The 12312-nt window shown below is 36.0% G+C and carries 12 protein-coding genes; 11 read left to right on the top strand and 1 reads right to left on the bottom strand.

Features of this window, described 5'->3' with window-relative positions:
• Positions 1 to 67 precede the first annotated feature (67 nt).
• From CJF12_RS06655 to CJF12_RS06630, 5 genes are all read left to right on the top strand, one after another.
• A complete protein-coding gene (locus CJF12_RS06655) occupies positions 68 to 958 on the top strand; it encodes an aspartate carbamoyltransferase catalytic subunit (protein WP_034683151.1) in 891 nt (296 codons plus the stop codon).
• A gap of 83 nt (positions 959 to 1041) precedes the next feature.
• The gene (locus tag CJF12_RS06650; protein ID WP_034683148.1) at positions 1042 to 2142 is read left to right on the top strand and encodes a carbamoyl phosphate synthase small subunit; all 1101 of its coding nucleotides are present in this window, start codon (positions 1042 to 1044) and stop codon (positions 2140 to 2142) included.
• Between the two features lie 7 nt (positions 2143 to 2149).
• Positions 2150 to 2500: a four helix bundle protein gene (locus CJF12_RS06645; RefSeq protein ID WP_034683144.1), complete on the top strand. Its 351-nt coding sequence runs from the start codon at positions 2150 to 2152 to the stop codon at positions 2498 to 2500.
• Between the two features lie 56 nt (positions 2501 to 2556).
• Positions 2557 to 5739 carry a carbamoyl-phosphate synthase large subunit gene (carB, locus tag CJF12_RS06640; RefSeq protein ID WP_034683347.1) on the top strand — a complete coding sequence of 1061 codons (3183 nt, stop codon included), beginning with the start codon at positions 2557 to 2559 and terminating at the stop codon, positions 5737 to 5739.
• Between the two features lie 846 nt (positions 5740 to 6585).
• On the top strand, positions 6586 to 7257 hold the full coding sequence (locus tag CJF12_RS06630; RefSeq protein ID WP_034683139.1) for a hypothetical protein: 672 nt from the start codon (positions 6586 to 6588) through the stop codon (positions 7255 to 7257).
• A 49-nt stretch (positions 7258 to 7306) separates the two neighbouring features.
• On the opposite strand, the gene CJF12_RS06625 is transcribed toward CJF12_RS06630, so the two are convergent.
• Complete coding sequence (locus CJF12_RS06625; protein ID WP_034683136.1) at positions 7307 to 8158, bottom strand: hypothetical protein; 852 nt, start codon at positions 8156 to 8158, stop codon at positions 7307 to 7309.
• 139 nt (positions 8159 to 8297) lie between these two features.
• On the opposite strand from CJF12_RS06625, the gene CJF12_RS06620 reads away from it, so the two are divergent.
• From CJF12_RS06620 to CJF12_RS06595, 6 genes are all read left to right on the top strand, one after another.
• Positions 8298 to 9071 (top strand): isocitrate lyase/PEP mutase family protein, encoded by a 774-nt coding sequence (locus tag CJF12_RS06620; RefSeq protein WP_034683134.1) that lies wholly within the window; start codon positions 8298 to 8300, stop codon positions 9069 to 9071.
• Positions 9072 to 9073: 2 nt separating this feature from the next.
• Entirely contained in the window at positions 9074 to 10117 is a 1044-nt protein-coding gene (locus tag CJF12_RS20385) for a bifunctional transcriptional activator/DNA repair enzyme AdaA (protein WP_034683129.1), read from the top strand.
• Between the two features lie 153 nt (positions 10118 to 10270).
• Positions 10271 to 10876: a DUF2911 domain-containing protein gene (locus tag CJF12_RS06610; RefSeq protein WP_034683126.1), complete on the top strand. Its 606-nt coding sequence runs from the start codon at positions 10271 to 10273 to the stop codon at positions 10874 to 10876.
• A 5-nt stretch (positions 10877 to 10881) separates the two neighbouring features.
• On the top strand, positions 10882 to 11412 hold the full coding sequence (locus CJF12_RS06605; RefSeq protein ID WP_034683123.1) for a GNAT family N-acetyltransferase: 531 nt from the start codon (positions 10882 to 10884) through the stop codon (positions 11410 to 11412).
• Positions 11409 to 11768 carry a cupin domain-containing protein gene (locus tag CJF12_RS06600; RefSeq protein WP_034683120.1) on the top strand — a complete coding sequence of 120 codons (360 nt, stop codon included), beginning with the start codon at positions 11409 to 11411 and terminating at the stop codon, positions 11766 to 11768. Before CJF12_RS06605 ends, CJF12_RS06600 begins: the two co-directional genes overlap by 4 nt.
• 133 nt (positions 11769 to 11901) lie before the next feature.
• On the top strand, positions 11902 to 12279 hold the full coding sequence (locus tag CJF12_RS06595; RefSeq protein ID WP_051887236.1) for a PEGA domain-containing protein: 378 nt from the start codon (positions 11902 to 11904) through the stop codon (positions 12277 to 12279).
• Positions 12280 to 12312: the final 33 nt, after the last annotated feature.

Here is a 12312-nt window from a genome sequence, read left to right as displayed (position 1 = left end):
TACGATATTTATTGTTATTAAGCGAAGATTTTGTCTTCGCTTTTTTTATGTAAAAAATTAAGATATTATGTTTACGATTACAGAACTAAGTACCGAGAAAATCAACAGTATACTGACAGAAGCGATAGCTTTTGCAAATGGGAAAACTGCTAAAATAGAAGGCGAAGTTTTTTGCTCAAATCTATTTTTTGAAGACAGCACGAGAACAAAAACAAGTTTCGATATTGCTGAAAGAAAATTAGGTCTTCAGGTGGTTCCTTTTGATGCTTCCCATAGCTCTGTAAACAAAGGGGAGAGTTTATACGATACAGTAAAGACGATTGAAAGTTTAGGAGTAAACTTAGTCGTAATACGGGATAAGAAAGACGGCTTCTTTGAAGAATTAAAAAATATTACTATTCCAGTGATCAACGGAGGAGACGGAAAAGGAAATCACCCGTCACAATGTATGCTGGACTTAATGACGATCTATCAGGAATTTGGAAAATTTGAAGGTCTTAAAATAGGAATTGTCGGAGATGTAAAGCACAGCAGGGTTGCTAATTCTAATGCGGAAGCTTTGAGAAGATTAGGTGCTAAAGTGTACTTTTCCGGTCCGGAAGATTGGTTTGATGAAGGAGCTTTAATCAATGGAACATATCTGTCAGTAGATGAGCTGATCCATGATGTAGATGTTTTAATGCTGCTGAGAATCCAGCATGAGAGACATGATGCGAAAATGAGTTTCTCAGCTTCAGATTATCATAGAAGATATGGTTTGACGAAAGAAAGAGAGAAAGCGATGAAAAAAGAAGCGATCATTATGCATCCCGCACCGATCAACAGAGGGGTGGAAATCGACAACGATTTAGTGGAAAGTGAGCGTTCAAGAATTTTTAAGCAAATGCAAAACGGAGTCTTCGCAAGAATGGCGATACTTAAAAATGCTTTGGAAGATAAAGGGTTTAAATTTAAATAATTGTAAAAAGTATTAATGTAAAAGGTATTCATGAAAATCGTTAATAGGTTAATACATGAATACACTGTACAACAAAAATAAAAATGAAAAAGAAATTAATATTAGAATCCGGAGAGGTTTTTTACGGAGAAGGTTTCGGAACAGAATTGGAAACAGCAGGAGAAGTGGTTTTCAATACCGGAATGACGGGATATCAAGAATTGATTTCCGACCCATCTTATTGTGGTCAGATTGTATGTATGACTTATCCGTTGATCGGGAATTATGGGATCAACCGTGATGATTATGAAAGTATTGAGCCCGCTATTAAAGGTCTTATTGTAAAGGAGATTTGTGACTTACCCTCTAATTTCCGTACACAGATTACTTTGGATGAATTATTTAAAAAGAAAAATCTTTCAGGAATTTCAGGAATTGATACAAGAAGACTGACAAGGATTCTTCGTAATTCCGGAGTAGTGAAAGGGAAAATCGTGAATGCAGATGCCGACGAAAACACAACGGTAGAAGAATTAAAATCAACAACGTTCCCAACCAACCAGGTAGAAACAGTATCTACGAAAACACCGTATGCAAATCCGGGAAGAGGTTTCAAAGTGGTGTTGGTAGATTTTGGTTCTAAACTAGGAATTATCAGGGAGTTATCTCAGAGAAATTGTGATATCATCGTTGTTTCTCATGATACTACTGCTGAAGAGATCTTGCTAATGGATCCGGATGGAATCATGTTGTCAAACGGTCCTGGGGATCCGGAAGATAACCCTAAAGCTTTAGAAATGATCAGAGGATTATTAGGAAAAGTTCCCATTTTTGGAATTTGTTTAGGACACCAGTTAATAGGATTAGCTTGTGGAGCAAAAACATTCAAACTGAAATTTGGTCACAGAGGAGGAAATCACCCGGTTTTAGACCTGGAGAAAAACAAAGTTTCCATTACTTCTCAGAATCATGGTTATGCGGTAGATCAGGAAAGTCTTAAAGGAACTGACCTTATCGAAACTCACATTGCACTTAACGACAGAACGAATGAAGGATTAAAACACAAAATCCACCCTTGCTTCTCAGTTCAGTATCACCCGGAAGCAAGCCCGGGCCCTGAGGATGCTAACTACTTGTTTGATGATTTCGTTGAATTAATGGAGGATTTTAAGAGCCAAGAGCCAAGAATCAAGAACCAAGAATAAAGAGCATATGCATAATTTTGAGAAACTCCTTTTCTGGAAGAAATCTATTTCACTGGCAAAGCATATATATGAAGTATGTCAAGAAATGAATAATGATGAAAAATATGGATTGATTTCTCAAATTAAAAGATCTGTTATCTCTATTCCTTCAAATATAGCTGAAGGCTCAGGAAGAAACAGTAATAAAGAATTTAATCACTTTTTAGCAATAGCCTTAGGCTCTGCTTTTGAAGTGCAAACACAGCTAATTTTGGTAAAAGAACTGGATCTCTTACCAGAGGAAAAAATAGAAGTGTTATTAAATGAAGTTTCTGAAATTCAGAAAATGATTTATTCATTTAAAAATAATTTAAAGTAAAGTCTGAAAATCTTGGCTATTGGCTCTTGATTCTTGACTCTAATAAAAAAAAGAAAATGGCAAAACGTACAGATATAAAAACAATTTTAGTAATAGGTTCAGGGCCCATCATTATCGGACAGGCTGCAGAATTCGATTACGCAGGAACGCAGGCTTGTTTGTCCCTGAGAGAAGAGGGCTACAAGGTAATTTTGATCAACTCAAACCCTGCAACGATTATGACGGATGTTGAAATCGCTGATAAGGTATATATCGAGCCGATATCCCTTCAGTTTGTAAGTCACATCATCAGAAAAGAGCGTCCGGATGCATTGTTACCGACACTTGGAGGGCAAACCGGTCTTAATATGGCGGTGGAGCTGGAAAAATCAGGAATTCTTGAAGAATGTAAAGTTGAGGTATTGGGAACAACACTTTCAGCGATCAACAGGGCAGAAGACAGAGACTTATTCCGTGAATTGATGAGAGAGCTGAATGAACCAGTTCCTGAATCTGATATTGTAAATACAGTAGAAGGAGCTCTTAATTTCGCTGAAGAAATTGGATATCCGGTGATTGTTCGTCCAGCTTTTACTATGGGAGGAACAGGAGGTGGAATTGCTGCCAATGAAACTGAACTAAAGGAGATCGCTGAACTGGGATTGAAATACAGCCCGGTTACCCAATGTCTTATTGAAAAGTCAATCGCAGGATTCAAGGAAATAGAATACGAAGTAATGCGTGATGCAAATGACAATGCAATTGTGGTTTGTAACATGGAAAATATAGATCCTGTAGGGGTTCATACAGGAGACTCGATCGTAGTTGCCCCTTCACAGACACTTTCTGACAGAGAGTATCAGTTGTTGAGAAACGCTTCCCTGAAAATTATCAGAGCATTAGGAATTGAAGGAGGATGTAACGTACAGTTGGCTTTAGATCCGCACTCATTCGAATACTATATCATCGAAGTAAATCCAAGGGTTTCAAGATCATCAGCTTTAGCAAGTAAAGCAACAGGATATCCAATCGCTAAGATTGCGGCTAAGATTGCGGTAGGATTAACATTGGATGAAATTATGAATCCGGTTACAGGGAAAACATACGCATGTTTCGAGCCGGCTTTAGATTATGTGGTGACAAAATTCCCAAGATTCCCATTCGATAAATTCGAAACAGCGGACAGAAGATTGTCAACGCAGATGAAAGCAACGGGAGAAGTAATGGCTATCGGAAGAAATTTCGAAGAGTCTTTACAGAAAGCCATCCGATCTTTAGAAACAGGAATCAGACATTTAGGATTAAAGAAAAAGCAGGCTGAAGCTCTTACAGAAGAAGAAATAGAAAGAAGAATCAGAGTTTGTGATGACGAAAGACTATTCATTATCGGAGATGCATTAAGAAGAGGGTATGACTGGGAGCAAATCGTGGAATGGAGTAAGATTGATAAATTCTTCATCTGGAAAATCAAGAAGTTGATTGACTTCGAAAAAGTGATTGCTGATAATAAATTCGATAAGGAAACATTAATTAAAGCTAAGAAACTGGGGTTTGCAGACTTGAATATCGCTCACCTTTGGGATGTTAGCCAGCGCGAGATTTTCAACTTCAGAAAAGAAAACGGGGTAATGCCGGTGTACAAAATGGTAGACACATGTGCCGCCGAATTTGAAAGTGAAACCCCTTATTTCTACGGAACTTACGAAGAAGAAAACGAAAGTGTAGTTACAGATAAAGAAAAGATTATCGTTCTAGGTTCCGGACCGATCAGAATCGGACAAGGAGTTGAATTTGATTATGCAACAGTACACTCAGTATGGGCGATCAAAGAAATGGGTTATGAAGCGATCATCATTAATAATAACCCTGAAACTGTTTCTACAGACTTCTCGATCTCAGATAAACTTTACTTCGAACCATTAACAGAAGAAGATGTAATGAACATCATCGAACTGGAAAAACCAACAGGAGTTGTTGTACAGTTTGGGGGGCAGACTGCAATCAATCTTGCTGACAAATTGGCAAGCCACGGGGTGAAGATTTTAGGAACTTCATTAGAAGACCTTGATCGTGCAGAAAACAGAGACAAATTTGAAAAAGCACTTCAGGAGCTTGGAATTCCTCAGCCTTTAGGAAAGACTTCCACATCAAAAGAAGAAGCTATAAAAATCGCTAACGAAATCGGATACCCGGTTTTAGTAAGACCAAGTTATGTACTGGGAGGGAGAGCAATGGAGATTGTATACACCGAATCAGAACTGGCGCACTATATGGAATTTGCGGTGGACGCAAGCCCGGAACACCCTGTATTGGTAGACCGCTATATTACCGGAAAAGAGGTTGAAGTAGATGCCATCTGTGACGGTGAGACAGTGATTATCCCGGGAATTATGGAGCATATCGAAAGAGCGGGAGTACACTCCGGAGACTCTATTGCGGTATATCCACCACAAAATGTTTCACAGCAGGAAATCGATACCCTGGTTGATTATACCCAGAGACTGGCAAAAGGATTGAACGTGATCGGACTAATGAATATCCAGTACGTTTTATTCGAAGGAAATGTTTTTGTAATTGAAGTAAATCCACGTTCATCAAGAACGGTTCCTTTCCTTTCTAAAATTACAGATGTACCAATGGCTAATCTTGCAACAAAAGCAATTCTGGGTCAGAAGCTGAAAGATCTTGGATATAAAAACGGACTGGTTCCTAATAAAGAAGGAGTGTTTGTGAAAGTTCCGGTATTCTCTTTCTCAAAATTAACAAAAGTGGATATCTCTCTGGGACCTGAAATGAAGTCTACAGGAGAGGTTATGGGGAAAGATACCACTTTGGAAAAAGCACTTTACAAAGGACTAATTGCTGCTGGAAGAAAAGTTCCTATGCATGGTTCCATTCTTTTCACCGTAGCAGATAAGCATAAAGAGGAAGCGGCGGCATTAGCAGCAAGATTCCATGAAGTAGGTTTCAGAGTTTGGGCTACGGAAGGAACGGCGAAGTTCTTCGAAGAAAAAGGTATTCCTTGTAAAATAGGATACAAAATAGGAGAGGAAGATGTCAATCTGATTGACCTGATCCAAAAAGGAAAGGTACAGTATGTTGTCAATACCATGACTAAAGGAAAACAGGTTGAAAGAGACGGTTTCCAGATCAGAAGAATGAGTGTTGAAAATGGAGTACCATGTTTAACTTCAATGGATACGGTAGAAGCCATCTTAAAAGTAATTGAAAGCATGACTTTCAAAATGGATGCGATGTAATCTGTAAAAATCAAATATATAAAAAGCCTCGTAAGTTTTCTTACGAGGCTTTTTAGTGAAAATTGAATTTTTTGAATAATTTAGACAATAGTATTCTTATATAGAAATTAAATGAAATTTTTAAAATATTTTTTAATGTTTATCTTTCTTATTTTAATAGGAGGAACTCTTTATTTTTATATAGGTATTTATTCAAGGTTAACTCCTGCTACCATTGATTCAAGCATTCGAAGTGAAAAAATATTCAGAATAATGGATACCCAAAAAGAAATTATAAATGGAACAGAGATTTATGATTTCATAGAAAGAAAAGTTCAAATGTTTTATTTTATACTGACAAAAAGCCTGTAACAAAAGAAGAGTTTGAAATAGCTAACTTTAACAATTGTAGAGCCATATGTTGGAATGGAAAAACCATAATAAAGATTGGATTTAATTCTGGGTATTATGGAGGAGGATATGAATTAGATTATATACTTGGAAGATTCGAATTACGACCCTATTCTTTTACTGATGTCATTCCGGATAATAGAAAATCTCCAGATTATAAAATACTGAAACAAAATATAACCCTAGACAAAATTTATTACAAAGTTGGAGATAGTATCTATGGTAAAATAGATTTTGTTATAGAAGATAAAAGCTTTTCCTCTGAAAAAACATTGATTTATGGAAATGGATATTTTAGAACGAAACTGGAACAACTATAGCTTACGCATAAAATTATTTTATTACATTTAATGAGTGGCTTAAGTAAATAGTACTAGCTTATCATATTGTACTATTATGATTAAAGATTCCATTTTTCAGATATCCAGTTATGGAATATAACTTTAGATCCAAATAATGAAAACAAATCATATATTAATTCTATTTTTAGTTTCACTATTCCTTTTCAATTGTCATCCAAATAAAACGGAGCTTAACAAAACTGAAAAAAAATATATTTTCTTTTTACACAACAAGTTTTTAGAACAGAATCTTTCCGGAACTTTTGAACCGAATTATGGTGTAAAAGCAGAATACAATGAAATTTTAGAGTCCTTTAGAAAAGATGGTTTTATTGTATTGAGCGAAAAAAGAAAACCGAAAACCGATGCCATTGACTATGCTAAAAAAGTGGTACATCAAATTGATAGTTTATTGGCAAAAGGAATAAAATCCAATAATATAACCGTGATTGGGCTTTCAAAAGGAGGATATATTGCTCAATATGTCTCAACGTATGCCGAAAATCCCAATCTTAATTTTGTTTTTATAGGCAGCTTTGAGGATTCCGATATTGAAGAAATGCCGGAAATCAATTTTTGTGGAAATATATTGACGATCTATGAAAAGTCAGATACTTATGGAGTGTCTGCAATTAAGAGAAAGGAATTATCAAAGTTGCCCGTCAAAAATTTCAGAGAAGTTGAGTTAAATACAGGACTAAAGCATAGATTTTTATACATAGCATCTGATGAATGGATAAAACCTTGTAAAATGTGGGCGAATCAAAATTTTCAATTGGAGGAATAAAAAAGATCAAGACACTATTTTTTAGCCATGAATGCACGAATTATTTTTATTAATTGATTTTATAATAAGGAGCGGTAAAATACTTACTAGGCTTAATATAAGCGGTTGTCCGGTCAGCACTAAATATCCAGATAAATCTTCTGAGTGTATCAGCACCAAAATAATTCACTTTGTGTGTTTTGATATCTCCTGCAAAGAATCCAGCAGAAACCTGATCCATAATAATACCGCCTATTTTTAATTGTGGTAAAATGCCCTGTTTTGTAATGACACTTTTACCACTGGAATCCTTCAAAGTTTTCTCAGTAGTGATCTTTAATCTTTTATCGAGTTCATTTTCCTCTGCAAATTGGTTGCTGTATAAAAGTCCACCGGAATATCCTGATTGCAAAAGAAAATGACCTTCCTGTGCTTTATTGTCGATAATATTATTGGCATTGATATAAAGCTGATCTCTTTCCGGATACAATGGAATAGCCTGATAACCTTTTATGTCAGGTAACTGATCATAGACAACAAACCGGTTATTGTCATAATCGATTTTAAATACCTTACCTGAAAAAAGACCTGTGCCTATTTTACCATCTGCTTCATGGCCGGTGAGTTCATTATTAAAAAACCGGATGTTGGTCTTGGTTATTTGGGCGATTTGTAAGGTATTATTGTCGCTGATGTCATCACTGCTAAAGGTAATATGATCCGCTTTTCTCGTTCGTTCAGGAGATATGGAAGCATCTTGCATAGCAATCTGGAACATCAGATGCAGAGAATCTTTATGATTGACCAAAGCTTTTACGATAATGTTGTTGTATTTAGTCAGCCGGAACGGAATGGTTTCTTGCGCTTGGGCAAGAATAAAACCAAGGCCAAGAAGAAAGAGAATATGTATTTTTCTAAGCATTTTGTATTGGTTATAAGTTCAAAAATTTTAATTCAGGAAATTACCCTTTATTTTTGAAATCCAAAAGAACTAAAAAATACTTGTCCATTTTTCGGTTGCATAGAAAACGCGAATTAGAGTAATTTTATAAAAAAATAAAATGAAAAATACTCAGATTTTCAAAGAATTACATCATCAGGATGAACTTTTATTAATAGGAAATGTTTGGAATGCACAAAGTGCCAAAATATATGAACGGTTAGGATATAAAGCAATAGCAACCTCAAGTTCTGCGGTAGCTCACAGTTTAGGGTATGAAGATGGAGAAGAGATGAGCTTTGATGAATACCTGTATATTATTGAAAGAATATTGAAATCCGTGTCATTACCTCTGTCTGTCGATTTGGAAGCCGGTTATGGCAATAATGCGGATGAGGTTGTTTCCAATATTTCAAAACTGGCATCAATGGGAGTCGTTGGTGTTAACATTGAAGACAGTATTGTGGCTGACGGAACCAGGGAAATATTGGATAAAGGAGCTATTAATAATAGGTTGGGTGAGATAATGGCAAAGCTTAAAGAGCAGAATGTTGAAATGTTTATTAATCTGAGAACTGACCCCTTCTTGTTGAGGCTCGAAAATCCGCTCAATGAAACTCTGGAAAGAATAAAGCTTTTGGAAACCATTGAGGTAAATGGAATTTTTGTTCCCTGTATAACTGCTGAACAGGATATTCAAACGGTGGTGGGTGCTACGAAGCTACCGGTCAATGTCATGTGTATGCCCGATCTTCCGGATTTTGAAACCTTGAAGAATTTGGGAGTTAGAAGAATTTCTCTGGGTAATTTTTTAAATGGTTATATTTATAATCATTTGGAAACTGCAGGCCGGGAAATTATAGATCAACAGAACTTTTCACCTATTTTTATGTAATCATGAAACTGACAGAAGAAAGAATGTATCAGGCGTCTCTGGATAAAGATTCCTCATTTGAGGGGATTTACTGGATGGCGGTGAAAACAACCGGTATTTTTTGCCGGCCAACATGTACTGCAAGAAAACCAAAGAAAGAAAATGTAGAGTTTTTTTTGGATGTCGAAGAAGCCATGCAGCAGGGATACCGAGCTTGTAAAATTTGTAAGCCTCTTGGAAAGCTGAATGAAACACCGGAATACATACAGGAATTACTGGATGAGCTACAAAACAATGAGTCTTTAAAAATTAAGGATGCAGAGCTTATGAAAAGAAATATTGAACCGGTAAAAGTTCGCCGCTGGTTTCTTAAAAATCATGGAATGACATTTCAGTCTTTTCAGAGGGAGCTGAGAATGAATAAAGCTTTCAAAAAAATAAAAAATGGGGAGAGCATTGTAAGTGCAGCTTTTGATTCAGGATATGAAAGTTTAAGCGGGTTCAATGAACGTTTTAAAGATATAGTAGGCGTGTCACCTAAAAATACCGGAATACGAAGAATTATTGACCTTAAAAGAATTGAAACTCCTTTGGGAACCATGTTTGCCTGTGCAGTAGATGAGGGTATTTGCTTACTTGAGTTTACGGACCGGAAAAATATGGAAAGGCAATTTATAGCATTATCCAAAGCATTAAATGCTGAGATCGTACAGGGCGAGAATAAACACTTCCAGCAGCTGGAAGATGAATTAAAAGAATATTTTGAAGCGAAGAGAAAAACATTTGATGTTCCGTTGTACATGACCGGAACGGAATTTCAGGAGAAAGTATGGCAACTTTTAAGGGAAATTCCAATGGGTGAAACCAGGACCTACAAACAACAATCAGAATTTCTGGGAAATCCAAAAGCGATACGAGCAGTAGGAACTGCCAACGGAATTAATAAAATAGCAATTTTGGTTCCCTGTCATCGTGTGATCGGATCTAATGGTGATCTGGTAGGATATGCAGGCGGAATCTGGAGAAAGCAGAAATTATTGGAATTAGAGAAAGCCATTTTATTCTGATTGTACCGTTTCTGCGGATTAATTTTTTACTTCCATTTTTGTTGTTACATAGCATTGTTAGAACAGATAAAAAGATTGGGAGTAAGCAAAAATTATTGACATTGAAGCAGGTTGTTTTGTTTTGATTTCGTATTTTTAGGCAAAAATTTACACGTGAAAAAGTTATTATTTGCACTTTGCATATCAGCTTCAGCTTTAGGTTTCGCACAGGATTATTCAGTACCGGCTGCAAGTCCGCGCCAAAAGGTAGAACAGCAATTCTCTATGTCTAAAATCAGCATTGATTACGGAAGACCGGGAGTAAAAGGCCGTAAGATTTTCGGTGAGCTAGTTCCTTACGGACAGGTTTGGAGAGCGGGAGCTAACTCCTCTACAAAAATTACATTCGGACAATCTGTAAACTTTGGTGGTAAAACAGTTCCTGCAGGAACATATGGATTATTTATCATACCTACAGAAAAGGAATGGAAAGTGATTCTGAATAAAGATTTCCAGCAATGGGGAGCTTATACCTATGATCCAAAACAAGATGTGGTAGATGTTACTGTACCTGTTAACAAATTAGCAGATAAGCAGGAATGGTTTGAGATTACATTAAATCCAACCGATGAAAACTCTGGGAATTTAGTAATCAAATGGGATATGGCTGAGGCAGAAGTTGCTTTGAAACCTGCAAAATTAGATGCCGTAATCAAAATTTCCGATAAGCTTAAAGAAATCAAAAAAATAGAAACTGACGCTGCTAAAGCAAAAAGCTAAGACTCATGAATTTTTCTATTCAACCTATTTTAGAAGATAAAGAATTTCAATTAATCCCCTTACAAGAAGGGGATTTTGAATCTGTATACGAAGTGGCTTCCGATCCAAAAGTATGGGAACAACACCCTAATAAAGACCGATATAAAAGAGAGGTTTTTGAAAACTTTTTCAGAGGAGCTATTGAAAGCAAAGGAGCTTTTAAAATCATGGATAAAACTTCCGGCGATATATTGGGAAGTAGCCGTTATTATGATTTTGATGAAGCAGATAACAGCATATTTATCGGATATACTTTCTATGGAACCAAATCCTGGGGAAAAGGAGTTAATCCAAAGGTGAAGAAGCTAATGCTTGATTATATCTTTCAGTTTGTAGACAAAGTTCATTTTCATATTGGAAAGGAAAACCTTCGTTCTCAAATTGCACTGGAAAGGTTAGGCGGAGATAAAATCAGAGAAGAGGAAGTTGCTTATTTTGCAGAACCCACCAGAACGAATTTTGTATATGAAATTAAAAAAGAAAACTGGCTGGAATGAAAAAATATAAAATTCAGAAATCTCCTTTTGTAGTTCCTACCACAGATGGAAAATTGATTGAAGAGCACTGGGGAAATTCCACCCAAAATTCCAATGTATCCATTGCTCATATGGTAGCTCCTCCTGATTGGAGCGAGCCTCATCAGACTCCACAGTTTGATGAATTCACAATTATTATTTCAGGTAAAAAACAATTCGAAATAGATGGAGAGGTAATCACACTAGAAAAGGGACAAAGTATCCTGGTAGAGAAAGGTGCAAGGGTACGATATAGCAATCCTTTTACAGAGCCCTGTGAATATATTGCTATTTGTCTCCCTGCTTTTTCCATTGATCTTGTGAATAGGGAAGAATAGACTTTCTTTCTATAATAACGGCAATGATAGAAATGAATTTCATTGAAATCATAGAGATATAAATAACTTCAATTATTGAGGTTATTTTTTATATAAAGATTATTTGTAAATTCGCCGCTTTAAAAATCGATCTATGAGAAATAAATTATCTATTGTATTATTGTCAGTAATGGTACTTTCTACTACTTCATGTGCAACTATTTTTACCGGAACTACGGATAAGGTATCTTTTAATTCAAATCCTGAAGGGGCTAAAGTGATTCATAAAGGAGTTGAAAAATGCACTACTCCTTGCGTTGCACCTATCTCACGAGGATTAGGAAAACAGACCGTTACATTTGAAAAAGAAGGTTTTGGCAATAAAGAGGTAAAGTTGACTAAGACTTTTAATCCGGTAACACTAGTAAACATTCTTCTTGGTGGTGCTATTGGTATTGGAATCGATTTAGCAACAGGCTCATTTATTAAATATTCTCCCAAAGAGTATAGCGTTGAATTAGAAGCTAAATAATTTATACCATTCAAAAAAACCTTAAACATAAAA

Source organism: Chryseobacterium piperi, assembly GCF_002285635.2.
GTDB lineage: Bacteria > Bacteroidota > Bacteroidia > Flavobacteriales > Weeksellaceae > Chryseobacterium > Chryseobacterium piperi.
Note: the sequence above shows the minus strand (reverse complement) of the source record. Positions and strands in the feature narration are given on the sequence as shown.